Origin of the sequence: Rossellomorea marisflavi, from assembly GCF_009806575.1 — a bacterium.
GTDB classification, from domain to species: domain Bacteria; phylum Bacillota; class Bacilli; order Bacillales; family Bacillaceae_B; genus Rossellomorea; species Rossellomorea marisflavi_A.
Map to the genome: position 1 here is coordinate 3,045,357 of NZ_CP047095.1, position 24,491 is coordinate 3,069,847.

At 49.2% G+C, this 24,491-nt stretch carries 23 protein-coding genes, 2 tRNA genes and 2 pseudogenes; 1 reads left to right on the forward strand and 26 read right to left on the reverse strand.

Translation table 11 applies throughout. The features are described 5' to 3' along the window. Positions 1–11 precede the first annotated feature (11 nt). From D5E69_RS15885 to hemA, 4 genes and pseudogenes are all read right to left on the reverse strand, one after another. Positions 12–797 carry a uroporphyrinogen-III synthase gene (locus D5E69_RS15885; RefSeq protein ID WP_048006261.1) on the reverse strand — a complete coding sequence of 262 codons (786 nt, stop codon included), beginning with the start codon at positions 795–797 and terminating at the stop codon, positions 12–14. Next, on the reverse strand, positions 797–1,729 hold the full coding sequence (gene hemC, locus D5E69_RS15890) for a hydroxymethylbilane synthase (RefSeq protein WP_063192021.1): 933 nt from the start codon (positions 1,727–1,729) through the stop codon (positions 797–799). Before hemC ends, D5E69_RS15885 begins: the two co-directional genes overlap by 1 nt. A gap of 17 nt (positions 1,730–1,746) precedes the next feature. Beyond that, positions 1,747–2,580 (reverse strand): cytochrome c biogenesis protein CcsA, encoded by an 834-nt coding sequence (gene ccsA, locus D5E69_RS15895; RefSeq protein ID WP_048006263.1) that lies wholly within the window; start codon positions 2,578–2,580, stop codon positions 1,747–1,749. 15 nt (positions 2,581–2,595) lie between these two features. Further along, a pseudogene (hemA, locus tag D5E69_RS15900) lies at positions 2,596–3,947 on the reverse strand (glutamyl-tRNA reductase). Between the two features lie 303 nt (positions 3,948–4,250). Between hemA and D5E69_RS15905 the strand changes: the two are divergent. Beyond that, complete coding sequence (locus tag D5E69_RS15905; protein ID WP_048006265.1) at positions 4,251–4,736, forward strand: LiaI-LiaF-like domain-containing protein; 486 nt, start codon at positions 4,251–4,253, stop codon at positions 4,734–4,736. A gap of 256 nt (positions 4,737–4,992) precedes the next feature. On the opposite strand, the gene D5E69_RS15910 is transcribed toward D5E69_RS15905, so the two are convergent. The 22 genes and pseudogenes from D5E69_RS15910 to D5E69_RS16015 all read right to left on the reverse strand — a co-directional run bounded on the left by D5E69_RS15910 (position 4,993) and on the right by D5E69_RS16015 (position 24,385). Beyond that, positions 4,993–5,727 (reverse strand): amino acid ABC transporter ATP-binding protein, encoded by a 735-nt coding sequence (locus tag D5E69_RS15910; protein WP_048012655.1) that lies wholly within the window; start codon positions 5,725–5,727, stop codon positions 4,993–4,995. A gap of 12 nt (positions 5,728–5,739) precedes the next feature. Continuing rightward, positions 5,740–6,387, reverse strand: coding sequence for an amino acid ABC transporter permease (locus tag D5E69_RS15915; protein WP_048006267.1), 648 nt, complete (start codon positions 6,385–6,387; stop codon positions 5,740–5,742). A 71-nt stretch (positions 6,388–6,458) separates the two neighbouring features. Continuing rightward, on the reverse strand, positions 6,459–7,193 hold the full coding sequence (locus tag D5E69_RS15920; RefSeq protein ID WP_200843187.1) for a transporter substrate-binding domain-containing protein: 735 nt from the start codon (positions 7,191–7,193) through the stop codon (positions 6,459–6,461). A gap of 477 nt (positions 7,194–7,670) precedes the next feature. Next, positions 7,671–8,201, reverse strand: a complete 531-nt coding sequence (locus tag D5E69_RS15925; RefSeq protein ID WP_159129906.1) for a GNAT family N-acetyltransferase — start codon at positions 8,199–8,201, stop codon at positions 7,671–7,673. Positions 8,202–8,311: 110 nt separating this feature from the next. Beyond that, positions 8,312–8,416: pseudogene (locus D5E69_RS24075) on the reverse strand (IS1595 family transposase); the annotation flags it as partial. A gap of 89 nt (positions 8,417–8,505) precedes the next feature. Continuing rightward, the gene (gene yihA / locus D5E69_RS15935) at positions 8,506–9,090 is read right to left on the reverse strand and encodes a ribosome biogenesis GTP-binding protein YihA/YsxC (RefSeq protein WP_048006270.1); all 585 of its coding nucleotides are present in this window, start codon (positions 9,088–9,090) and stop codon (positions 8,506–8,508) included. After that, complete coding sequence (lon, locus tag D5E69_RS15940) at positions 9,087–11,411, reverse strand: endopeptidase La (RefSeq protein WP_048006271.1); 2,325 nt, start codon at positions 11,409–11,411, stop codon at positions 9,087–9,089. The genes yihA and lon overlap by 4 nt, the downstream gene beginning before the upstream one ends. Positions 11,412–11,543: 132 nt before the next feature. Further along, positions 11,544–13,187, reverse strand: coding sequence for an ATP-dependent protease LonB (gene lonB / locus D5E69_RS15945; RefSeq protein ID WP_048006272.1), 1,644 nt, complete (start codon positions 13,185–13,187; stop codon positions 11,544–11,546). A 149-nt stretch (positions 13,188–13,336) separates the two neighbouring features. After that, the gene (gene clpX / locus D5E69_RS15950) at positions 13,337–14,608 is read right to left on the reverse strand and encodes an ATP-dependent protease ATP-binding subunit ClpX (RefSeq protein ID WP_048006273.1); all 1,272 of its coding nucleotides are present in this window, start codon (positions 14,606–14,608) and stop codon (positions 13,337–13,339) included. 374 nt (positions 14,609–14,982) lie between these two features. After that, entirely contained in the window at positions 14,983–16,269 is a 1,287-nt protein-coding gene (tig, locus tag D5E69_RS15955; protein ID WP_048006274.1) for a trigger factor, read from the reverse strand. Between the two features lie 157 nt (positions 16,270–16,426). After that, a complete protein-coding gene (locus tag D5E69_RS15960; RefSeq protein WP_159129907.1) occupies positions 16,427–17,416 on the reverse strand; it encodes a tetratricopeptide repeat protein in 990 nt (329 codons plus the stop codon). 162 nt (positions 17,417–17,578) lie between these two features. Continuing rightward, positions 17,579–17,655: transfer RNA gene (locus tag D5E69_RS15965), tRNA-Arg, on the reverse strand. A 132-nt stretch (positions 17,656–17,787) separates the two neighbouring features. After that, positions 17,788–18,456, reverse strand: coding sequence for a coiled-coil domain-containing protein (locus tag D5E69_RS15970; protein WP_159129908.1), 669 nt, complete (start codon positions 18,454–18,456; stop codon positions 17,788–17,790). A gap of 227 nt (positions 18,457–18,683) precedes the next feature. After that, positions 18,684–18,757, reverse strand: a tRNA-Arg gene (locus D5E69_RS15975). 141 nt (positions 18,758–18,898) lie between these two features. Further along, entirely contained in the window at positions 18,899–19,402 is a 504-nt protein-coding gene (locus D5E69_RS15980; protein ID WP_048006277.1) for a metallophosphoesterase, read from the reverse strand. Between the two features lie 11 nt (positions 19,403–19,413). After that, positions 19,414–20,022 (reverse strand): XTP/dITP diphosphatase, encoded by a 609-nt coding sequence (locus D5E69_RS15985; protein ID WP_249931504.1) that lies wholly within the window; start codon positions 20,020–20,022, stop codon positions 19,414–19,416. 3 nt (positions 20,023–20,025) lie between these two features. Beyond that, a complete protein-coding gene (rph, locus tag D5E69_RS15990; RefSeq protein WP_048006279.1) occupies positions 20,026–20,763 on the reverse strand; it encodes a ribonuclease PH in 738 nt (245 codons plus the stop codon). 135 nt (positions 20,764–20,898) lie between these two features. Further along, complete coding sequence (locus D5E69_RS15995) at positions 20,899–21,978, reverse strand: GerMN domain-containing protein (protein WP_159129910.1); 1,080 nt, start codon at positions 21,976–21,978, stop codon at positions 20,899–20,901. A 119-nt stretch (positions 21,979–22,097) separates the two neighbouring features. Further along, the gene (racE, locus tag D5E69_RS16000; protein WP_048006281.1) at positions 22,098–22,892 is read right to left on the reverse strand and encodes a glutamate racemase; all 795 of its coding nucleotides are present in this window, start codon (positions 22,890–22,892) and stop codon (positions 22,098–22,100) included. A 9-nt stretch (positions 22,893–22,901) separates the two neighbouring features. Beyond that, a complete protein-coding gene (locus D5E69_RS16005; RefSeq protein WP_048014822.1) occupies positions 22,902–23,354 on the reverse strand; it encodes a MarR family winged helix-turn-helix transcriptional regulator in 453 nt (150 codons plus the stop codon). Between the two features lie 206 nt (positions 23,355–23,560). Then, positions 23,561–23,785 carry a helix-turn-helix domain-containing protein gene (locus D5E69_RS16010; RefSeq protein WP_048006283.1) on the reverse strand — a complete coding sequence of 75 codons (225 nt, stop codon included), beginning with the start codon at positions 23,783–23,785 and terminating at the stop codon, positions 23,561–23,563. Positions 23,786–23,917: 132 nt separating this feature from the next. Further along, positions 23,918–24,385 (reverse strand): acyl-CoA thioesterase, encoded by a 468-nt coding sequence (locus D5E69_RS16015; RefSeq protein WP_048006284.1) that lies wholly within the window; start codon positions 24,383–24,385, stop codon positions 23,918–23,920. Positions 24,386–24,491: the final 106 nt, after the last annotated feature.

The window sequence follows — 24,491 nt, forward strand, 5'->3', positions numbered from 1 at the left end:
CCTAAAGGAAATCAGTCGTGCTGTTGGATATAGGTTTTAATGGATTCTACCATTTCATTTACAGTATAAACCTTTGGGCTGATTTTTACATGTAATCCGTACTGTTCGGCCGTTTCTTTTGTGATCGGACCGATACAGGCCATGGGGATCCCCTCGATGAAACGCCCGAGGGAATGGGCTTTGACCACCTTCATGAAGTGATGGACAGTGGACGAACTTGTGAACGTGATGATATCCGCTTCCTTCCGTTCAAGGACATTCTTGAGCCTATCACCGCTTTCCACGGGAAGCACCGTCTCATAGACGATCCATTCGTGACACATCATGCCGGACCGGTTCAGCTCCTCACTGATCACGTTCCGGGCGAGGTTGCCTTTTGGCACAAGGACTTTGGCATTCCCCTCCACCGCATGGATGAACTCACTGGCAAAGGCATCACCCGTAAATTCCGTAGGAATGAAATCAATGGGGATCCCACGTTTCTCACAGTAACAGGCCGTCTTATCTCCGACGGCTGCGCATCTCACTCCTAAAGATGACAGGGAGATGCCCATGCGGTCCATGGCCTCCAGGAAGAAATGAACCCCGTTCTTACTCGTGAACAGAATCCAATCATATGTATGTAGGGAGCCCCCCCATTCTTTCTCCGAGGGATCGATCCGGGCTTCGAACTTCAAGAGGGGCACCACAACCGGGATGCCCCCTTCCGCTTGAATCCTTGAAGCCGTTTCACTGGCCCCTGATTGACCGCGGGTGATGAGGACCTTTACACCATCTAAAGGCTTACCCCCGCTCATTACTGGTCAAGCTCCTCTTTCACCTGATCGATCAGGGCCTTTGCACCCTGATTCGTCAAACTTTCCGCCACGGCCTTCCCAAGCTCCTCGGGATCGTGTCCGACTACGTACTCCTTGTAGATGGTCTGTCCATCGGGAGAAGCTACCAGACCGGTGAGGGCGATGGATCCGTCAGGCTTTTCTTCCGCGAATCCTGCGATCGGAACCTGGCATCCACCTTCCATCTTATGAAGGAAAGCACGCTCTGCCGTGACCGTCCTGGTCGTTTCCCCGCACGCAAACTGATCGAGGAGCGCCAAGAGCTCTGAATCGCTCTCGCGGCACTCGATGGACAATGCCCCTTGGCCGACAGCCGGAAGGCAAAGATCGGGATCGAGGAACTCCGTTACCACGTCCCTTGTCCAGCCCATGCGCGAAAGTCCTGCTGCCGCCAGGATGATGGCATCATATCCATCTGTCTCAAGCTTCGAGAGGCGTGTATCGATATTCCCGCGGATCCATTTGATCTCAAGGTCCGGTCTCACGGAAAGAAGCTGTGCACCGCGTCGAAGGCTGCTCGTTCCGATGATGGATCCGGCCGGCATATCCTTCAGGCGCACATGGTTTCTGCTGATGAAGGCATCACGGAAATCCTCACGCTCCGGGATACACCCGATGGTCAGTCCTTCCGGGAGGACAGCAGGCATATCTTTCATGCTGTGAACGGCCATGTCGATCTCACCGTCAAGCATCGCCTGCTCGATCTCTTTGACGAAAAGGCCTTTCCCTCCCACTTTTGAAAGGGTCACATCAAGGATGCGGTCTCCCTTTGTGACGATTTCCTTCAGCTCGAAGTCGAATGAAGGATCGAGTGCCTTCAGCTGATCGATCACCCAGTTAGATTGGGTGAGTGCTAGTTTACTGCGTCTAGAGCCTACAATGATTTTTCTCATAATGACCTCCCAAAAACTTATGAATACCAGAAATGGAATGATGACAGCCTGCTTCCGAGGAAGAAGTTGATCAGGATGATCAGGAACGCTGCCACATTCAGGAGTGCAAGGTTCTTGCCGAATACATTTTTCTTCAATCGCAGATAGAGGAAGATCCCGTATAGAATGAGCAGGATGAATGAACCGATGATCTTCGGATCATACCAGACAAAGTCCGGAAGCCGTATATATGCCCACTGCAGCCCCAAGATGAGACTGAGGAGGAGCATGGCCACCCCGATGGCATTCAGTATGTACGAAAACATCTCAAGCCGCGACAGATCCGTGATCCTCCAAAGCCGCTGCCCCCACTTCTTCTCCTTCAGCAGTTTGAACTGCAGAAGGTAAAGGAGGGAAAAGACGAATGACAGGGAAAACGCCCCATAAGAAAGGATCGCCATCGTGATATGGATGAGGAGCAGTTCCGATACAAGCTGCTCCGCCATGGCCTGGGATTCGATCTGAACCGGTGCGAACGTATGGATCGCCATGATGATGAAACCCAGGATATTGGTGAAGAATACGATGAAATCGACGCGGAGGAACCGGTTGATCACCAGCGACAGGGTGATGAGGATCCACGCGTAGAAATACAACCCTTCAAATATAGTGAGGACGGGGAATCTTCCCGTGTCCATCATATAGAGAAATAAAAAAATTGTTTGAAGGACCCAAACAATCGCAAGGAGCCAGAAGGCCACTGTATTGGCCTTCCGGTTTTTGTTTAAAAAATCGATGAAGTAAAAAAGAATACTAATGGCATAAAGGACGATCATCAGTTCATGCAGTCTGGTCATCGTTTGTTCAAACATAGACTCCAACCCTCCTTAAAATTGAAAAGAAGGTTGCGGCGATAGCGAGTGACTGCTCTCATTCTTTTCTTCCGACTCTTTGGCCTGTTTCTGTTGGAGCACCTGCTCTTCGATGTTGAAGATATCGATGAACAGATCCAGTTTTTCTGATGCGTCAGGCTTTCCGGCAAATTCCTTCGCCTGCAGGATCGGATCCTTCAGCAGCTGGTTGATGATGCTCTTCGTATGCTTATTGAGCACCTTGCGCTCACGGTCGGTAAGATTCGGCATCTTGCGCTCGATGCTGACCATCGTTTCAGCCTGGATCGACAGGGCTTTCTGACGAAGAGCGGAAATGACCGGAACGACGCCCAGCATATTGAGCCACTCTTTGAAGGCGAGGATCTCCCCTTCGATCATGATTTCAATCTGCTCGGCGGCTTTTTGACGCTCGGCTAGATTGGCTTCCACGATGTCTTCCAGGTCATCGATATCATAGAGGAAGACGCTCTCGAGTTCCGCGATGGAAGGATCGAGGTCACGCGGCACGGCGATGTCCACCATGAAAAGGGGACGGCCTTTCCGCATGCGCTCCACATGGGCCATCGTTTCCTTCGAGAGGACAAAATCCTTGGAGCCGGTGGAACTGATCAGGATATCAGCTTCGACAAGGGAGCATTGGAGCTCCTGTAGCGTCTTCGCCTGTCCATCGATCTTACCGGCAAGGGCCTCTGCTTTTTCGAACGTGCGGTTGATGATGGTGATCTGTGTTGCACCGCTTCCCTGAAGGTTCTTGATGGCCAGTTCCCCCATCTTTCCTGCCCGAGGACGAGGACGTTCTTTTTGCTGAGGCTGCCGAATACTTTCTTGGCAAGCTCGACGGCCGCATAGCTGACGGATACGGCGTTGGACCCGATCTCGGTTTCGGCATGGCCTTTTTTCCCGAGTGTGACGGCCTGCTTGAATAGATGATTGAAGACCGTACCGGTTGCTCCTGCCTCTTGTGCAAGAAGGAAGCTTGAGCGGACCTGCCCAAGAATCTGGGTTTCCCCGAGAACCATGGAGTTGAGGCCGGTAGCCACCTTGAAGAGATGTTCCACCGCTCCCTCCTGTTCATAAATGAACAAGTAAGGGGAGAATTCCTCTTTATCTATATCAAACCATTGGGATAAGAAATCTTTAATATAATAGCGGCCTGTATGAAGCTGATCGACCACCGCATACACTTCCGTGCGGTTGCATGTGGAAACAATCACATTTTCCAGGATGCTTTTTTTCTCCTTCAGCGCCTTCATGGCCGAAGCAAGATCAGTTTCATTAAAAGATAGACGTTCACGAATCTCTACAGGGGCCGTTTTATAATTTAAACCAACTACAATTGTATGCATAAGTGCGTGACACCCCCAAATTAAAATCATTCTTATTATAACATGTCCTACTGCATCACTCAGGATAAAATGTGAACAGAAAATGAAACCTATGTTTGCCATGGAAAGCGGAATGCTTGAAACTTACCCATGGTTTGATTTACTGTATAATTGGGTTCTTCCTTCAATCTGAAAGCATTTACATTCCGTTGCAAAAAAGACGGACTTTCGACAAGTCCCACCTATGTAGATTATCAAATCAAGCTATAAGAATCAAGTGAGTGAAACACGAAAAGCAGTCATTCCATAAGACGGAGGAACCATATGAAGCAACAGCGGATTTTCCCCGGAGTCATCCTCCTGGGATTCGGTGCTTACTTTTATCTTCAACAGGCACATATCATCTTATTCAGCGAGTTTTTCACCTGGCCGACCCTGCTCATGATCGTCGGCATCGCCTTCCTGGCTCAAGGATATGTCGGGAAGGACTATGAAGCGATCCTTCCTGGGACGATCCTCGTTGGATTCGGCCTGCACTTCCACCTTGTCAACAGGATGCCCGTCTGGCCGGATCATATGGGCGTATTCGTCCTGATCCTCGCCCTCGGCTTCCTTCTGCGCTATCAGAAGACGGGAACAGGGATGTTCCAGGGAGGGCTGTTCCTTGTCCTGTCGATCCTCATGTTATTCTCAGATCGAACGGCAGGCTGGTTGGGCTTCCTCGGAGGACAGGTCGGTTCCATCGTCAGCCTCTGGCCTTTCGTCCTCATCCTCATCGGGGCATTCCTTCTCTTCTTCAAGAGAAAATAGGCGTACATAAACACGATCCGTGTAGATTCTTTATGCCGCTCATGATTTCCGTGCGAGACTACGCTTTCCGCGGGTAGCCCGTGAGCCCCTCTGCAAGCTGTGGGGAGCCACTCTTCCCGCAGGAGTCTTCGTCTTGCACTCCAATCAACCGCTGGAAAGTTGGTCATGAAACCAATGAAAAACCCGAAGTCATTTGCTTTAGGTAGCTGACTTCGGGTTTTACTTTGACTACCGTTTTTCTCCCAGCCTTCTTCTCTTATAATACCGCATCAAGGAACGCCTTGGTCCTCTCCTCTTTAGGCGAACCGAACATTTCCCCGGGATGCCCGACTTCGACGATCCGCCCGTCGTGCATGTAGACGACCCAGTCGGCCACTTCCCTCGCAAACCCCATCTCATGAGTGACGACGATCATCGTCATCCCCTCGTGTGCGAGCTGCTTCATCGTGGCCAGCACTTCCCCGACCAGTTCGGGATCGAGGGCAGAGGTCGGTTCATCGAACAGCATGATATCGGGCTTCATGGCAAGGGCCCTGGCGATGGCGACCCGCTGCTTCTGCCCGCCGGAGAGCTTCGATGGATAGACCCCTTCCTTGTCGGCCAGGCCGACTTTTTTCAGAAGCTCCTTCGCTGTTTTCCTTGCTGTTTCACGGTCCATCCTTTTTACATGGACCGGCGCTTCCATGACGTTCTCTAGGACCGTTTTATGGGGGAAGAGATGGAAGTGCTGAAACACCATCCCCACTTTCTCACGGATCTTGTTGAGGTCATGCGTCTTTTGATCGATGTCATCACCTTCGATGACCACTCTCCCTCCGTCCTTCAGTTCAAGGAAATTGAGACAGCGAAGCAGCGTACTCTTCCCCGAACCGCTTGCTCCGATGAGGCAGACAACGTCGCTTTCGTTCACGCTCATATCAATATCCTTCAGGACATGGAGATCACCGAAGGATTTATTCAATTTTTCCACCTTGATCATCTCTTTACTCATAAGTCTTCCCCCTTAATCACTTACCGATAATCGTTTCTCGATGATGTTGACGATGATTGTAAACACGAATACGAGTACGAGGTAGTAAATTGCGACAACAAGCAGGTACGTCATATAATCGAAATTATTGGAGCCGAGCGTCGTCGCTACGCTGAATAGCTCGTACATGCCGATGAATGAGGCTAGGGACGAGTCCTTCACGGCGATGATGAACTGATTCCCGAGTGGCGGGAGGGCCCGCTTGAACGCCTGCGGGAGGATGATCCTCCTCATGGTCAGGCTCATGGACATTCCGAGGGATCGCCCTGCCTCCATCTGGCCGCGATCCACAGACTGGATCGAGCCCCTGAAGATCTCTGCGATATACGCTCCGTTGTGGAACGCCAGCCCCAGTGCAACTGCCCAGAAGCTCGGAAGGTTGATCGAGGTGAGGCCATAGTAGAAGATGAAGATCTGGACGATCAACGGTGTCCCCCTGACGACGAAAATATATAAGTCCGCGATATACTGGAGGATCTTCACCGGTGAAATCTTTAAAAAGGCGAAGAACAATCCGATGACGATGGCAATGAGAACCGCGATGGCGGTTAGCTGAAATGTGAGCAGCATCCCCTTCAGGAAGATGGGGTATGTGTCGATTACGATCTTCAAAAAATCCATATGCTTTCCTCCCGGCTGTTTCATTTAAAAGACGGATGCGCATGACTGCGCATCCGTCCCACGCTTACGCTTTACTCACTTGGATCCGTCGTAATATCTGAGTCGAAATATTTTTCACTGATTTTCTTCAATGTCCCATCGTCCCTCAGTTTTTCAAGGGCAGCATTGATCTCTTTCAAGAGTTTGGGATTATCCTTGCTCACGGCGATGGCCTGCTCACTCCGTCCGAGGAGCTCCTTCGCATCCAGCTTCATCCCCGACGAGATCGCCTCCTTACCGGTTACAAAGTCCGTTATGACGGCATCATGCTTCCCCTTGCTCAATGCTTCCAGGGCCACGACATCGCTATCGTACTGCGGGATATTATCAGTGACGGCTTCTGCTTCCTTGGCATAGGATGAGCCTTTGGAAACCGCGATTTCTTTTCCTTTCAAATCGTCGAGCGTTTCGACGTCGCTATCCGGTCTGACGAAGATCTGGGGTCCGGAATAATAATACGGTGTCGAGAAGTCGACTTCTTTGGCACGATCCTCCGTGATGGTGTGTGAAGCGACTGCTGCATCGAACCGTCCGGATTTCACGCCTTCCACGATCCCGGCGAATTTAAATTTCTTCTGATCAGGTTTAAGACCCAGCTCCTTGGCGACGGCTTCCGCCACGTCGATGTCGAATCCTTCCATCTTCCCTTCGCTATTGGTATAGCTGAAAGGCTTGAATTCACCAGATGCAGAGAAGGTGAAGGTATCCGCTTTTACGAGGTCAGCCCCGCCTTCGGTTGTTGCCTTTGACCCACATGCCGTGAGCATCACGGCGAGTGCGACGAAAAGCGTCAGTCTTGTCCAAATTTTCACGTGTATACGTCCCCCTCTTTTTTTCACTACTCTGAACAATTGTATCAACAATAAACAATATTCACAAAATTCAAATATCATGATATCATTCCATTATTTACCCTATGCCAACTTGAGATAAACCCATCTCCTGTAAAGACAAGTATCCGCCCGGATCCTTGAGAATGCGTTATATCCCTCGCTTCTATTAGTGCTTATTGCCTCTCTCAGTCATCATTTTGGAGCTATCATACTAGGACATTTAGATGGCTGAATCCGAGCATGGGATTGGAACGGACAGTCATCTTTAAAAAAAGCTCTGTTAGCGTTTATCGTTTATCTAAAAGAAAACGGAACTTCCACAAGATTGGAAGTTCCGTTTTTCTATTGTCTTATGAAACTAACGCCCCTGTTTGTTTAAGCGTATTCATTCACAAACAAAGACAATTACAATCATAACTTTTCGTAATCACTTTTAAGTATTGCCATAATAATTTCATCTGAATATTGTTCATTGTAGTATAAGGACTGACGTAATACACCTTCTTTTACAAATCCAACTTTTTCATACGCCCTGATTCCACGTGTATTATGACTAAATACTTCCAACTGCAAACGAGTTAATTTGAGTTGATTAAAAACAAAGCTTAGAACTATATTGATTGCCTCAGTTCCATAACCTTTTCCTGTTAATGAAATAGAAGCCATTGATATTCTGAATCCTGCATTTCTATTCTCCTCATCAAGATCAAATATCGATAATTCTCCAATCATTTCATCACTGCTTTTTAAACAAATAGCAAAATCATACCGACTAGAATCATTATTGATATTATTTATATGTGTCTTTATTTGTTCCAATGAAAAATCAGAAGTAGTCCCAGTCATATAACGTAATTCTTCATCTAATGTATTTCCTAACATAATAGGGGCATCTAACTCGCAAAGCGGTCTTAAATAAATTCTCTCGCTCTCTAATCTCATTTTAATATTCTCCTTTATTCTCTTGTTCCAAATTGTTTAGAGTATATGTAAATATGATCTAAGCTTCTATTTCCAATATAACACCTAATTAGAAGTGATTGTCGAGCTGAAATTGTGCTCCCTGCGGAGGATGAGACTATTACAAATTCTCGCAAACGATGTTTTTCCGCTGGATGAAGCTTTTGGATAGCTTTAAGGAGATCGGTTTCTCTCACAGTCATCACCAACTCATATGTGATAACTCCGCCTCAAGGAAAAAGCAAAAGAAAAAAGCGGTCCGGAATCAATCCGGACCGCTTCCCATTCACTTATAACGTGCTCTGATGGCATCCCATGCCGTATCTTTCCCGAGTCCTGTTTCAGAAGAGAAGAGGACGCATTCGTCGCCTTCTTCCATCTTCAATGTATCACGGGTGATTTTGAGATGCTTCTGCCATTTGCCCTTGGGGATCTTATCGGCCTTTGTGGCGACGATGATGCAGGGGATTTCATAGTGCTTGAGGAATCCGTACATCATGACGTCATCATTGGTCGGCGGATGCCTGAGGTCGACGATGAGGAGGACGGCCTTGAGTTGATCTCGGGACGTGATATACGTTTCGATCATCTTGCCCCAGGCTTCCCTCTCCTTCTTCGATACCTTGGCGAATCCATACCCGGGAACATCCACATAGTAGAGGGTCTCTTCGATTTTATAGAAATTCAACGTTTGGGTTTTACCCGGTTTCGATGAGATCCTCGCCATGCTCTTGCGGCCGATCATCTTATTGATGAAAGAGGACTTCCCGACGTTGGAACGCCCGGCCAGGGCAAACTCCGGAAGATCACCTTCCGGATATTGCTCCGGCCTGACGGCACTGATCACTAGCTCAACTTGATTTACTTTCACTTCTTTTCACCTACTAATGCTTTCTCTAACACTTGATCGATATGGGAAACGAGGATGAAGGTCAATTCTTCACGGACGCTCTCCGGTATATCGTCGATATCTTTTTCATTGTCCTTCGGCAAGATCACGGTCTTGATTCCGGCACGGTGGGCGCTGAGGGTCTTTTCCTTGAGCCCTCCGATCGGAAGAACCCTTCCCCTCAGGGTCATTTCCCCGGTCATGCCGACTTCGCGGTCCACATACTTACCGGTGAGGGCCGATACCAATGCCGTCGTGATCGTGATGCCGGCAGACGGTCCATCCTTCGGCACGGCGCCTTCAGGAACGTGGATATGAATGTCGTATTTCTCATGGAATTTTTCATCGATCCCAAGGGATTTCGTGCTCGAACGGACGAAGCTGAAGGCCGTCTGGGCCGACTCTTTCATCACATCTCCCAGCTTCCCTGTGAGGACAAGCTTGCCTTTACCTGGTGCGAGGGAGACTTCGATCTGAAGCGTGTCTCCTCCCACAGAGGTGTACGCAAGTCCGGTGGATACACCGACCTGATTCTCAAGCTCTGCCTGACCGTAGCGGAATTTTTTCTTGCCGAGGAATTCCTCGATGTTTTTGGACGTGATCGTCACGCGCTTCTTGCTGCCTGAAACAATGATCTTCGCCGCTTTACGGCAGATGGCCGCGAGCTGGCGTTCAAGGCTCCTGACACCCGCTTCTCGCGTGTAGTAACGCACGATATCCACGAACGCCTCATCCTTCAGCTGCAGCTTGGATTTCGTCAATCCGTGATCACTGAGCTGTTTAGGCAAGAGATGATGTTTGGCGATATTCACTTTCTCTATCTCAGTATAACCTGCAATCGTGATGATTTCCATACGATCGCGAAGCGGTCCCGGAATCGTGGAAAGATCATTGGCGGTTGCAATGAACATGACCTTGGAAAGATCATACGTTTCTTCTATATAATGATCGCTGAAATTGGAATTCTGTTCAGGGTCCAGCACCTCAAGCATGGCACTGGATGGGTCCCCGCGGAAATCACTGCTCATCTTGTCGATTTCATCGAGAAGGAAGACGGGATTCACCGTTCCGGCTTTCTTCATGCCGCGGATGATCCGGCCCGGCATCGCACCGACATACGTACGGCGATGACCGCGGATCTCTGATTCATCACGCACGCCGCCAAGGGATACCCGGACGAAATTGCGCCCGAGGGATTCGGCCACAGACCTGGCGAGACTGGTCTTTCCGACACCCGGAGGACCCGCGAGACAAAGGATCGGTCCTTTCAGGGAGCGTGTGAGCTGCTGGACGGCAAGGTATTCAAGGACACGCTCCTTTACTTTTTCAAGTCCGTAATGATCCCGGTCGAGGATCATTTCAGAACGGTTGATATCAAGCTGGTCTTCTGTTTCCTTCGTCCATGGAAGGGAGACGAGCCATTCGATGTAGTTGCGGATGACGGAGCTTTCAGCAGAGCTTGAAGGCACCTTTTCATAGCGCGCCAGCTCCTTCAAAGCAGTCGCTTCGATGTCTTCCGGCATGCCTGCTTCTTCGATCTTCATCGTAAGGTCTTCCACTTCGCCGGTCTTGCCTTCCTTATCGCCGAGCTCCTTCTGGATGGCCTTCATCTGCTCGCGCAGATAGTATTCCTTCTGGGTCCGCTCCATGGAGCGCTTGACGCGCTGGCCAATCTTTTTCTCAAGAGAAAGGACTTCCTTCTCGTTGTTGATGATCTCGATCACCATCTGCAGGCGCTCTTTGATATCCTGTGTTTCGAGGATATGCTGCTTTTCCTTGATCTTCAAAGGCAGATGGGATGCGATGATATCCGCAAGCCTGCCCGGCTCCTCGATATCCGCCACTGTGGAATACGTTTCGGCGGATACTTTTTTGGAAAGCTTTATGTATTGTTCGAAATAGTTCAACAGCGTCCTCATCAGGGCATCGAGCTCAGAATCCTTCTTCTCGGAATCACTGTGCTCATCCACTTCCACTTCATAGAAGCCCTGATCATTGGAATAGGAAGAGATCGTCCCACGGTTGAGTCCTTCCACAAGTACGCGGATGGTTCCGTTCGGAAGCTTCAGCATCTGCTTCACCTTCGTAAGGGTCCCCATCTCATAAAAATCATCTTGGGTCGGTTCGTCTATATCAGAATCCTTTTGAGTGGTCAAAAAGATCATATGATCATCCATCATGGCTTTTTCCAAAGCCTGCACCGAGCGCTCACGCCCGACATCCAAATGCAGGACCATCGTCGGGTAAACCAACAGGCCTCTTAATGGGAGGAGGGGAACTGTTCGTTTTGTTTGATTTGCCATATCTTACACCTCCGGATTTATGCTCTAAGCCTTTGTACAATTCTATCTTATTTACTAGGTAGTGTCTATTAAATTGGACTTGCCGGATGTACTGAGGAAAAGCCGATCGGGAATCACCCGAGTCGGCCATGATTACATGCTTTTCTTGTTTTTTGCATCGTCCATGACGTCTTTGACAAGGGCCAGCTCCATCACTTCTTTGAACTCTTTGACTGGGATCACTTCGATCCCGCCCACTTCATGGAGGAGGGACTGCTCATTCTCGTGCGGAATGATGACGAGATCCGCCCCTGCCGCCTTGGCTCCTTTGATCTTTGGATAGACTCCACCGACCGGTTTCACTTTCCCGTGAATGCTGATTTCACCCGTAAGAGCGATGTTGTGCCTGACGGGGAGCCTGTAGATCGCCGAGTAGATGCCGAGTGCCATGGCGATACCCGCCGAAGGTCCGTCCACAGGCACTCCTCCAGGGAAATTCACGTGGATATCGTATTGATCTGCCGGGACCCCCATGGAGCGGAGGACGGTGATGACGTTCTCGATCGATCCTTTGGCCATGCTTTTCCGGCGGATCGATTTGCCTTTATCACCGATGCTCTCTTCTTCCACAATCCCGGTTACATTGACCCCACCCTTATCCGCTGCCGGGATGACGGTGACTTCGATTTCAAGCAGGGATCCGGAATTCGGTCCTGTCACGGCGAGGCCGTTGACGAGGCCGACCGTTGCTTCCCGGTTGATTTTCTTTTCGTGCCTCGGGGACATCTGGGTCGATTGAATGATCCATTCCAATTCATGATCGGCAATGTGATCGCGATTTTCCGTGATGGCTAGACCTGCCGCGATCTGGACCAGATTTACCGCTTCACGGCCATTCCTCGCGTAGGACGCAAGAATCTCCAGACCTTCCTTGCTCACGGAAATGTTCACCTTTTTGGCTGCCCTTGCACAGATTTCTTTCACTTCTTCCCTCTCAAGCTCACGGAAGAACACTTCCATGCAGCGGGAACGGATCGCAGGCGGTATTTCATTCGGCGTCCTCGTCGTGGCGCCGACCAAACGAAAATCTGCAGGGAGGCCGTTTTTGAAAATATCATGGATATGACTCGGAATTTGATGATTTTCTTCATTATAATAAGCACTCTCAAGATAGACCCTGCGGTCTTCCAGTACTTTTAATAATTTATTCATTTGAATCGGGTGTAATTCCCCGATTTCATCAATGAACAGCACGCCTCCGTGGGCGTTGGTCACAGCCCCCTGCTTCGGCTGCGGGATGCCGGCCTGTCCCATGGCTCCCGCCCCCTGATAGATGGGATCATGAACCGAACCAATAAGGGGGTCCGCAATGCCCCGCTCATCGAATCGGGCAGTCGTTGCATCAAGCTCCACAAATACAGCCGATGTCATGAACGGGGATTTCATGTTCTTCTTCGCTTCCTCCAATACAAGTCGCGCAGCTGCCGTCTTCCCCACCCCTGGAGGACCATAGATGATGACATGCTGTGGATTGGGACTGCACAGCGCTGCCTTCAGGGACTTGATTCCATCCTCCTGTCCCACAATATCGTCAAAGCTTGCCGGGCGCACCCTTTCAGAAAGGGGTTCAGAAAGGGAGATCGAGCGCATCTTCCTCAGTTCCTCCATCTCCTTCTTTGATTCCCGGTCGATGGATACTTTTTGTGTCCGTTGGTTCTTCAGCAGATTCCAGAAATACAGGCCGATGATGATGCCGAAAAAAAGCTGGATAAACAGCGCAATACTTGTAAAGCTCATATAAGTCATCCTCCAGTTGGTTCAAGTTGTTACGGGTTAGTATCTCCCCGTCCGTTTGGGAATAACCATAAAATTTGGAGCCGACAGCCTTGCAGGATAACGAAAAAAAGCCGGTAATCCCCTGGGGGATTACCGGCTTTAATTTATAATCATGCGGAAGTTTTTTCTTCATTCGGATCGATGATCGTGCCATCTTCAAGCATCAGATGAGGAGCTGCATCCTCAAGGATGGTTTCCTTCGTGATGATGCATTTTTTGATGTCATCACGGGACGGAAGTTCGAACATGACGTCGAGCATCATCGTTTCAATGATGGAACGAAGTCCACGGGCACCCGTTTTGCGTTCGATCGCTTTTTTCGCAATTTCGAATAGGGCCTCTTCAGTGAAATCAAGCTCTACATCGTCAAGCTCAAGCATTTTTTGGTACTGCTTCACAAGAGCATTCTTCGGCTTGGTCAAGATCTCAACCAACGCTTCCTCATCAAGAGGAGTGAGGCTTGAGATAACAGGTAGACGGCCGATGAACTCTGGGATCAGACCAAAACGGAGAAGATCTTCCGGAACGACTTTGGCAAGGAGGGATTTATCCTCTTTCACTTCAGCGTTCTTCGGATCAGAGCCGAACCCGATGACTTTTTGTCCAAGACGGCGTTTGATGATCTGCTCGATTCCATCGAATGCCCCACCACAGATGAATAGGACGTTCGACGTATCGATCTGGATGAATTCCTGATGAGGATGCTTACGGCCACCTTGTGGCGGAACGCTCGCAACGGTACCTTCAAGGATCTTCAAGAGAGCCTGCTGCACACCTTCACCTGATACATCACGCGTGATGGACGGGTTTTCGGATTTACGGGCCACTTTATCGATTTCATCGATGTAGATGATGCCTTTTTCCGCTTTTTCCACGTCGTAATCCGCAGCCTGGATGAGCTTCAACAGGATATTTTCAACGTCTTCCCCTACATAACCGGCTTCGGTGAGGGACGTTGCATCCGCGATGGCGAATGGCACGTTCAAGATGCGTGCAAGTGTCTGAGCAAGAAGCGTCTTACCGCTACCTGTCGGACCGATCATGGCAATATTACTTTTGGAAAGTTCCACGTCATCCACTTTACTGTTTGAATTGATCCGTTTGTAGTGATTATATACGGCTACAGCAAGGGATTTCTTCGCTTGATCCTGTCCGATGACGTATTCGTCAAGGATTTCACGGATCTCACGCGGTTTCGGAACATCTTTGAATTCCACTTCTTCTTCTGTACCGAGCTCTTCTTCCACGATTTCCGTGCAAAGCTCGATGCATTCGTCACAAATATATACGCCCGGTCCAGCTACCAGCTTACGGACCTGGTCTTGTGTTTTACCGCAAAAAGAACATTTCAACTGCCCTTTTTCATCGTTAAATTTAAACAATGACGTTCACCCCTTCGTTTGAGCTTAGTAAAAATCGTAATGTTTCATCACACGAACGATTTCCTGCTTTCCAATTACCATGAGTTATGTATTGCATTCTATCACATTATATGTCCGTAACGAAATTGATACGATTCTTATCAATCATCTTATTATGTATTGAGGATTTTAGCAAATTATTTACATAGCCGGAAGCGGGAAGATCGAATCGGGATGCCGGATTTTTTTAACCCCTGCTTCATAAGGTTTATCCAAAACCGGGGGTTCTTATTCTTCATCGGGAGATTTCCCGGAAGCGCCGCTCGTCTAAACTTCCTAAAAGAGGGTAGAAAACAAGGCGCACTGAGCGCCTTGTTCCTACAATCATATAATGATTATGCTACTGTTTTGCTGTTATCTACAAGGAATTCCAATGCTTTGCGCACTTTAAGGTCTGCTTTCAACGTATCAAGTCCGCCAAGGGCCTGCTTGATGTTGTCAGCTGACATGTTGTACTGCTCAGCCATTTTCGTAACTTCTTCTTCCGCTTCTTCGTCTGTCACTTCAAGATTTTCTGCTGCTGCGATCGCTTCAAGCGTAAGGTTTGTGCGTACGCGTTTGCCAGCATCTTCTTTCATTTGACCGCGAAGATCTTCTTCTGATTGACCAGAGAATTGGAAGTAAAGCTCAAGCGTCATACCTTGCATTTGAAGGCGTTGACCGAATTCTTGCATCATGCGGTCCACTTCAGCGTCAACCATAACTTCAGGAATTTCCACTTCAGCATTTTCAGAAGCTTTTTCCACTAGTGCTTCACGTACTGCTGTTTCCGCTTCAGTCTTTTTAGACTCTTTCAGGCGGTTTTCGATTTTTTCTTTCAGTTCAGCAAGTGTTTCCACTTCTTCGTCTGCATCTTTCGCGAACTCATCATCAAGAGCCGGAAGTTCTTTCGCTTTGATTTCGTGGATTTTCACTTTGAATGTTGCTGCTTTACCAGCAAGCTCTGCCGCATGGTATTCTTCTGGGAAGCTTACCTCAACGTCTTTTTCTTCGCCGGCTGCTACGCCTACAAGCTGCTCTTCGAAACCAGGGATGAACTGACCTGAACCAAGTTCAAGTGAGTAGTTATCCGCTTGGCCGCCTTCGAATGCTTCACCGTCAACGAATCCTTCGAAATCCATTGTCACTGTGTCGCCTTCTTCAGCTTTGCCTTCTTCTTTGACAACAAGCTCAGCTTGTTTTTCTTGAAGGGAAGTAAGTTCAGCTTCTACATCTTCAGCTGTTACTTCATCGTCCATTTTTTCTACTTCAAGACCTTTGTATTCGCCAAGCTTCACTTCAGGTTTCACTTGAACTTTCGCTGTGAAGACAAGATCTTTTCCTTTTTCCATTTGCTCTACGTCGATTTCCGGACGGTCGATTGGCTCGATTCCAGTTTCTTCGATCGCTTTAGCATATGCTTCAGGAAGGATGAAATCCAATGCATCCTGATAAAGAGATTCTACGCCGAAACGTTTTTCGAACATGCCACGTGGCATTTTACCTTTACGGAATCCTGGTACGTTAACTTGCTTCACAACTTTTTTGAACGCAGCGTCCAAACCTTCGTTCACTTTAGCTGCTTCTACTTCGATTGTAAGAACACCTTGGTTCCCTTCTTGCTTTTCCCATTTTGCAGACATACAGTTCCCTCCAACAATCTATAATTGATTTTTATTTTACGCATAGTAGTAGATAGTCCCGATTGAATCTAGCACTATCATCGTAATTATATGAAAGACTTTTACATTACAACCACTACATTATAACATACAGCTTCTGTCTTTCAAGAAGTAGCACTTAAATATTCGGTGAAGAAATTTCTTCAAGTTCATGAATGAAAGCAAGGACCGTTTTGCTCTCTCCTCCATCCATCTTTTCCTGCAGATCCTTCTCCAATTCTTCGTCCCCGAGGATGCCTGCTGCATAGTGACCATAGGCCAAGGCGATGTCATCGGGATCCCATTCCATATCAAAGGGATAAAGAAGGAAAGCATGGCGCTTCAGCACTTCTTCTGCATGACGGATCAGGGTCGGGCTGTCCTGAAGGAGGAGCTCCTCCAGGGAAAGGACCGCTTCACGGAATGCGTCAGACGTGAAAACCTCCGGAAGGTTCTCAGGCTGAACGACTCCTTCCCTTCCAAGCTTTTTCACGAGGATCTCACTTGCCACCCCATGCTCCCTCAAGACATTCACGATCATCGTCTGGACGAAGGGATGCATGTCTTCATCCTGCAGGCCCTCTTCAAGTTCCTTCCTGTACGGTCTGATATTGCGCTGAACCAATCCGGCTGTGATGATGATCTGTTCTTCAAGGCTTTTTCCTTCGAGAAGGAGAGGTCCGTCGGCTTCTTCCTCCGTTTCTTCTGCCGGTGCATTCAGCATCTTCTCGCTGAATTGAAGGAGCTTCCTGAAATGCTCTTCCTTCTCAAAAGGGACCTCCTTCTCATCGAAGAGGGCATGAAGTGTATCCACCACATCCTGATGCTCATGCAGCTGGATGAGGATCATGAGGTACATGTCGACCGTTTCGAAGTAATCACCGACCCCCTCAAGGAGCATTTCCCTGCAGATTGCCTGCGCCTCCTCGTACTCCTTGCACTCATACAAGGCAAGGACGAGGGCCGTGCTGATTTCGGGATTCAACGATTCAAGCTCGTATGCCTGTGAAAGAAGATCGCATGCTGCATGCGCATCCCCCTCCTCCAGGGCTTCCACCCCTTTTTCGAACAGTCGGTCCTTCAGACCGGGAAAGGCAATCACCTTCCCGAACTCATCTTGATTTGTCATAATTCGTACCTGCCTAACACTAGAATTGCTTTAAGTGTAGCATGATTGCTGATGGAGCACAAAATGGCGGCTGAATCTCCCTTTGATGCAATAAAAAAATACCCCGCCGATCGGCGGGGTACGTAACGAATGCAGTCATCCGACTGCATTATGTATGATAGATGGCGTCCCAGGCGAGATTCGAACTCACGACCTACAGCTTAGGAGGCTGTCGCTCTATCCTGCTGAGCTACTGGGACAGCTTTCGTTTCAAGCAGTGCAAGTAATAGAATACCCCAGAATCGAGTGGAATTCAAGGATTTTTTCTTCTTTCAATCTATTTTTTTGTGAGATGGCCAGAATAGAAAAAAAAGCCCCATTAAAATGGGGGTTCACTCGACCGGCGTCAGGACCGTGGGCATGGTGGATTCAATGATGTCACCTTCATCGGCAAAGAAGATATGCTCGGAAACCCCGTAGTCCGATCCGAGGATCTGATTGACCTTGAGATCACCAAAGCTACTGTATACAACGAAGTTACCGCTTTGACCGGCTGAACTGGCGGAATACCTCAAAGCCTTTACATCCTTGCCGACGATGAAGGTACCGGAAGGCAGGCTGACAGGAGCGGCATCGAGCTTCTTGATGTCGCCCTTCCTAGACTTGATGTCTTCATCCAGGTCGGCGATTTTGGTTTTCTTTTCTTTGATCTTGTCATCAAGGACCTGGACTTCCTCCTTCAGTGCATCGATCTCTCCCGCTTTTGCATTCGCTTCATCGATCATGGAGGCGGCCTCCGCTGCCTCTTCCTTCTTTTCACTCAGAGACGACATCACACGTTCAAGCTCATCCGTTTTAGAGGACAGCTCTCCCTCTACCCCTTCCAGTTCCCCCGATTTCCCTTCAAGGGAAGAAAGGATCTCATCATACGATTTCTTCACGCCGTCCACTTCCGTTCGTGCGCTGCTGTATCCTATCCACGCACAAAGCGACATAAGCACAAGGACGCTCACGACCCCCACCCAGACCTGCCACTTCTTGATCCACCCGAAACCCTTCACCCTCAATTCCCCTTCCATTCCGGCCATATGAAACGGTACGAATGGCACGGCTGATGGAACTAGTATATTGGGAGGGCCCTGACCATATTCACATATTCTTCTAAGGGGGGACGGCAGAGCGAACCAGCTCTTCCTGTTAAAGATGTCTTGCCTGCATCCACAGAAAACCGGATAGACAACAAAAAAACATCCTGTGTTGAAAGATTCAACACAGGATGTTTGTCGTACGTCCCAGGAGAGATTCGAACTCCCGACCGACGCCTTAGAAGGGCGTTGCTCTATCCAGCTGAGCTACTGGGACATGTGCATTATGTAAGTGTCCGTGTTTCTTGAGGACATTTATTATTATATTCGTATACCAAAGGAAAGTCAACGGTTTTTCGAAAAAACTTCCGAGATCTTCATTTGGAGTAAAAAGGAGCCTGCATGGCAGGCCCTCCCTTTACATGTCGAATTCGATTTCCTCGACGAGCTCGTGTTTTTCCGTCAGGAATTTCACGTGGATCTTGTGCTTAGTTGATTCGATGAGGGCGTACGTTTTCTCGTGCCTTCCCCTTGGCAGGAGGATGCTGCCTGGATTCAGGAATAGGATCCCGTCCATCAGCTCCGCCCCCAGTTCATGGGAATGACCGAAGAAGACCATATCGGCTCCCAGTTCTTCCGCTTTGTACTTCAGTTTCATCAATGACATCTTAATTCCGTATAAATGCCCGTGGGTCACGAGGATTCTCCTGCCGTCCCCTTCTTCAAGATGCGTCTCAGGGAACCGTTGATCCATGTCGCAGTTTCCGCGGACCACTTTGAAGTGGTCCAGGACTTCGTCATCCGCGCGCAGTTCGGAATCCCCGCAGTGGATCATGACGTCCATCTTTCCCGCATACATCCTGGACAGGTCGGCCAGTTCTTCCTTGGACCCGTGGCTGTCGCTTACAACTAAAATGTTCATCTACTCACCCTTTACACGAAGTCGGATAGTCTCTCTCTCAATTGATCCAGTGCGTGTCCGCGATGGCTGATGCTCCGCTTTTCATCCGGCGTGAGCTCTGCCATGGCCTTTCCGAGTGACGGGACAAAGAAGATCGGATCATAACCGAACCCATTGCTTCCCCGTTTCTCTTCGAGGATGACACCTTCACACGATCCGTTTACGGTCTCCGTCTTCCGGCCAGGTCCTGCGATGGCCAGTACACAATGGAAGCGGGCCGTCCGGTTTGCTTCCTCCACTCCTTCGAGTTCGGCAAGGACCTTTTCCATATTCGCTTCATCGCTTTTCGCTTCCCCGGCGTAGCGTGCGGAATAAACGCCCGGACGGCCGTCCAGTGCGTCGATGCTCAATCCCGAATCATCGGATATGACGAGGCAGTCGAGCTCTTTTGCCACTGTCTCGGCTTTCAGGATCGCATTCTCTTCGAATGTGACACCAGTCTCTTCCACGTCTTCAATATGTGGTAAATCTAGTAATGTCTGTACCTCATAACCATATGGCTTAAACATGAGATCGAATTCTTTCGCTTTTCCCCTGTTCTTGGTTGCGATGATGACGTTCTTTGCCATAGTTTTCTCCATCCCTTACTGTATTCTGTCTGCGAGTTCACCCAGTACGTCCTTTTGAATGTCGAATAGTTCACGGATCCCGGTCTGGCCGAGTTCAAGGAGTTCCTGAAGCTGATTCATCGTGAATGTCGCTTCCTCCCCGGTCCCCTGCAGCTCGACGAATTCTCCTTCGCCCGTCATGATGATATTCATATCCACCATGGCCTGGCTGTCTTCTACATAATTCAAATCGAGCACTGCCCCATGCTCTTCCACGATCCCGACGCTGGTAGCGGCGAGGAAGCTCTTGAGCGGGAAGCTGCTGATTTTGTTCTGATCCTGAAGTTTTCCGAGGGCAAGGGCCATGGCGACGAATGCCCCCGTGATGGAAGCGGTCCTTGTCCCGCCGTCCGCCTGGATGACATCACAGTCGATCCAGATCGTGCGTTCCCCGAGTGCTTCCAGGTCCACGACGGCACGCAGGGCCCGTCCGATCAGACGCTGGATCTCCATCGTGCGCCCGGAAATCTTCCCTTTGGATGATTCCCTGATATTCCTCGTGTCGGTCGCGCGCGGAAGCATGGAGTATTCGGCAGTGATCCAGCCCTTTCCGCTGTTTCGCATGAACGGCGGTACGCGGTCCTCGATGCTGGCGTTGCAAATGACCTTCGTCTCTCCTACCGTGATCAGCACCGAACCTTCCGGATGCTTGATATAACCCGTCTCGATTTCAACCGGCCTAAGCTCCATCTTCTGTCTTCCATCGTATCTCATTGAAGTCCCTCCTGTTTATTGCTTTCTCCCGTTGAACGGGAAGATATGTACTGCTGTTTTTCAAAAAAAGAGAAGAGGCGGCTAATGCCCACCTCTACATGTTAGCTTCTTCTATAGTATATCAAAAATGCACGGTCAGAAACCAATCGCATTGACATTTTCCGGACGGGTCACCGGTTCTGTCACGGCTTCTCCATCCTTCGCAACGGACGCCGCTTCCCCGTTCACTTCAACGGATACCCCTTTGATGTCCTTTTGTTCCGTCAATGAGAGGACGAGGGCGTTCAGCATATGCTCGGAAACGAGTTTTTCCTCCACGCTGCCGTAGACGCCTTCATTGAAGTTCAACGTCACATTCCCATCCTTGATCTTCGGATCATCTAGAAGTTCCGCCCCTGTGAAATCACTGACGAGGGAGGATGCATATCCCGGTCCTTCGATAAGCTCATTCACCACGGCCTTCACATTATCGGTTTCATTCGAACTCACCCGCTTCGTGACCGGTACATAATACGTTTCCTTGTCGGTCTGGGACACATAATACACCGTCAATGGCTTCGTGCTTGTCGGATCGGCAATCCCGCTCGTATCGACATTGATACCGGTTTTCCGGGTCAGACCGTCTTCACTGATCGGCGTTCCGCCAACCGGCATTTCCGTCAGCGGATAGCCGTTCACACGGAGTTCCACTTTTTCCACGGAATCAAACTGGGTAAGCGTCCAGGTGATGGACTCGAGGATCCGCTGCTCATCTTCAGGCTGATATTCCTTGAACTCAGGGGAGAAATCGGCTACCGCCACTCCGTCCTTGATGTCGACCGATACCTGGGTATCAGCAGGGATCACGGCCCTGAATCCGTTCGGCAGCACTTCTTGCACCGGGCCGTTCACGACCAGATGTTCAAGCGCCTGTTTGGCCACACTTTCTTTGCCTGGCAGCAGGATCGACTGGGAGACGACGTACCCGTTCTTGTCGATGAGATAAAGCTCCGTCATGACGCTGTTTTCAGTCGCTTCTTCTTTTTTGGCAGAGGTTTCCTTGCCTTCATCCTTTTTGGCTGTATCTACTTTCTCACCTTCTTTTAAATACGAGGTATCCTGAGGGGGATCGATCTTTTCCTTCTTATCCCCAAAGCTGAACAACCCACACCCCGACAGATACACAGAAGATGCTAATACCGTTACTGCAATGGACACTTTCGCTTTTTTCGCCATCGGTAAACCTCCTAGAAAGACAGTTTGTACTACTATGTATACGAGCCCTTCGGGAAAATAGACCGAAAGTTTCTTAAAAACTTCCCCTCTTGTCAAAAGCCATAAAAAAACCACCCGCATTACTCAATGCGGATGGTTTCGGCCAGGATCTCCCCGTCGAGCCAGTCGGAGGCGATCCCGGAGAAGATCGTAGAGGAGCCCGTCGTGAAGAAACGGTGTTCAGGGGGATGGACCCCTCTATATAGTAGATTGTAGTAGTCCAGGATCGTGCTCACTTCACTCGCCGTCTCGTCCCCTGAGCTGATGACGCTCACAGAAGGACCCATGAATGCCTGGATCTTCGGCTGCAGAAGCGGATAATGGGTGCAACCCAGGATCAGGGTATCAAGATCGAGCCCCTTCAATCCTTCCAGGGTTTCACTGATGATGCGATCGGCCACGTCGCTTCCGTATTCCCCACTTTCCACGAGAGGGACGAACTTCGGACAGGCGAGGGACGATACCTCAAGGCCCCCGTGAAGGGAGTGCAGGGCATCGGGGTAGGCCTTGCTGTTCACGGTCCCGATCGTCCCGAGTACGCCGACCCGTTTATTGCGCGTTCGCTTGATCGCTGCCCGTGCTCCCGGATGGATGACCCCGATGACGGGGATATCCAGATGCGTCTGGATTTCATCCAGGGCGGCGGCAGTTGCCGTATTGCAGGCAATGATGAGCATTTTCATATCATACTGGAGCAGATACCGGGTCATGTCCCAGGTGAACTGCCTTACTTCTTCCACGGTCCTTGGACCATACGGGCATCTCGCTGTATCCCCTAGATAATAGATGGTTTCTTTCGGCAGCTGGCGCATGATTTCCTTGGCCACCGTCAGGCCACCTACGCCAGAGTCGATCACGCCTATAGGTTGAATCACGTTATTCCCTCATTCTGGTTTGATTTCTAGATGTAATTTCGAGAGGTTTTGCTGAAGCTGAAGCACTTCATCGTATGAGAAATCCGACAGCACGCTCTCCAAATAATTCTGCCTTTTATTGATCACTTCTTCAATGATCCTTTCGCCCTCTTTCAGCATATGGATCCTGACGACACGACGGTCCTTCTCATCCCTCACCCGTTCGACGAGCTGATTTTTTTCCATCCTGTCCACGAGGTCGGTCGTCGTGCTGCAGGCGAGATACATCCGGTTCGATAGATCCCCGATCGTCATATCACCGAATTCAAACAGCCACTGAAGGGCGATGAACTGAGGAGGTGTGATTGTATACTGACTGAGGATTTCACGCCCTTTTTGTTTAATGATGGACGAGATGTACCTTAGATCTTTCTCAATATCCGCTACCACTCCGGCCGCGGCCGCATCCTTCACATTTCCCATTCCAATTCCCCTTTATCGTTAACGTCTCGTATGTACATCCGATTTCAGCGTACACATCCTTATAAGCATTTTCACCTTTTTTTGCGAAAATTTCAAGGAGTAGCTTTTACGATGCCGGATGTCTTACCTGTGTCCATATGAAAAGAGACTGACTCCCCTCCAAACAATCCCACGAATCGTTTGCCGTCCGAATCAGTCTCTTATGGTTAAAGCTTTAGTTCCCCCATGCGAAGAAGCTCTACAACAGCTTGAGATCGCCCCTTCACTCCAAGCTTTTGCATGGCGTTGGAAATATGATTCCGAACTGTTTTTTCACTGATGAATAAATCACCGGCAATTTCCTTGGTGGTTTTGTCCTGTACCAACAGTTCGAATACTTCTTTCTCTCTTTTGGTGAGCAACGGTTTGTGTGTAAAATCATTGTCCTTCAATTATGGTAACCCTCCTTGCCTTCGCCAGCTTTAAACCGCGGGGATGGGTATTGTCGGTCGTCAAAATATCATATGTGAAGAGCTGGGTCAGAGTGACATGGAGGAACGACTCTCATAAAAAATAGGCAGCCGTTATGACATCGATCCTGAAGGGCTCTCATTGAACCTGTTCTTCATCTCATCCGTCCATGGAGCACCTTTCCCGGTCCTTTTTGATATTTGGACCATGGTTCCTCTTCCGACGAAGCAGATGTCATCCTTGGCGTTCACGCCCATATAGTGAAGGTCCACGGAGGAATTCCCGATCTCCCCTGCCTTCACATAGAGCCGCACATGCTCATCGAAATAGACCTGCCTCGCAAAATCACACTGAAGATCCGCCACGACGATCATTGTTTCATGATCGGGCTTCACCCAGTCCTGCATGAATCCGAGACTCTTGAAATAATCGATCCTTGCCTGTTCAAAGTAAACAAATGGAACGGTATTGTTCATATGGCCGAACATATCCACCTCTGAAAACCGCACCTTGACATCGATGAAAAATGAAAACCCTTCCTTCCACGTATTTACATCCTCAATATATGTAACGTTCTTCATTTTGGCTCCTCCATTCACGTATTTATCTGGCGCATTTCCCCAAAGGGGAAGCTTCCTTCAATCTGAAAGGTTAAAAAAAGCACTTTCCATCCGGAAAGTGCTTTTC

Coding starts and splice junctions, on each gene's coding strand:
- D5E69_RS15985 (WP_249931504.1), bottom strand. CDS start 20,022: ATGGAGAAAACTATGGCAAAGAACGTCATCATCGCAACCAAGAACAGG.
- D5E69_RS15920 (WP_200843187.1), bottom strand. CDS start 7,193: ATGCTCACGGCATGTGGGTCAAAGGCAACAACCGAAGGCGGGGCTGAC.
- lon (WP_048006271.1), bottom strand. CDS start 11,411: ATGGCAAATCAAACAAAACGAACAGTTCCCCTCCTCCCATTAAGAGGC.
- D5E69_RS15995 (WP_159129910.1), bottom strand. CDS start 21,978: ATGGCGAAAAAAGCGAAAGTGTCCATTGCAGTAACGGTATTAGCATCT.
- D5E69_RS16005 (WP_048014822.1), bottom strand. CDS start 23,354: ATGGGAAATGTGAAGGATGCGGCCGCGGCCGGAGTGGTAGCGGATATT.
- lonB (WP_048006272.1), bottom strand. CDS start 13,187: ATGAGCTTTACAAGTATTGCGCTGTTTATCCAGCTTTTTTTCGGCATC.
- tig (WP_048006274.1), bottom strand. CDS start 16,269: ATGTCTGCAAAATGGGAAAAGCAAGAAGGGAACCAAGGTGTTCTTACA.
- hemC (WP_063192021.1), bottom strand. CDS start 1,729: ATGAGAAAAATCATTGTAGGCTCTAGACGCAGTAAACTAGCACTCACC.
- rph (WP_048006279.1), bottom strand. CDS start 20,763: ATGAGATACGATGGAAGACAGAAGATGGAGCTTAGGCCGGTTGAAATC.
- D5E69_RS15910 (WP_048012655.1), bottom strand. CDS start 5,727: ATGAGTAAAGAGATGATCAAGGTGGAAAAATTGAATAAATCCTTCGGT.
- D5E69_RS15925 (WP_159129906.1), bottom strand. CDS start 8,201: ATGAGATTAGAGAGCGAGAGAATTTATTTAAGACCGCTTTGCGAGTTA.
- D5E69_RS15980 (WP_048006277.1), bottom strand. CDS start 19,402: ATGAACATTTTAGTTGTAAGCGACAGCCACGGGTCCAAGGAAGAACTG.
- D5E69_RS15885 (WP_048006261.1), bottom strand. CDS start 797: ATGAGCGGGGGTAAGCCTTTAGATGGTGTAAAGGTCCTCATCACCCGC.
- ccsA (WP_048006263.1), bottom strand. CDS start 2,580: ATGTTTGAACAAACGATGACCAGACTGCATGAACTGATGATCGTCCTT.
- D5E69_RS15905 (WP_048006265.1), top strand. CDS start 4,251: ATGAAGCAACAGCGGATTTTCCCCGGAGTCATCCTCCTGGGATTCGGT.
- D5E69_RS16015 (WP_048006284.1), bottom strand. CDS start 24,385: ATGAAGAACGTTACATATATTGAGGATGTAAATACGTGGAAGGAAGGG.
- D5E69_RS15960 (WP_159129907.1), bottom strand. CDS start 17,416: ATGACAAATCAAGATGAGTTCGGGAAGGTGATTGCCTTTCCCGGTCTG.
- D5E69_RS15915 (WP_048006267.1), bottom strand. CDS start 6,387: ATGGATTTTTTGAAGATCGTAATCGACACATACCCCATCTTCCTGAAG.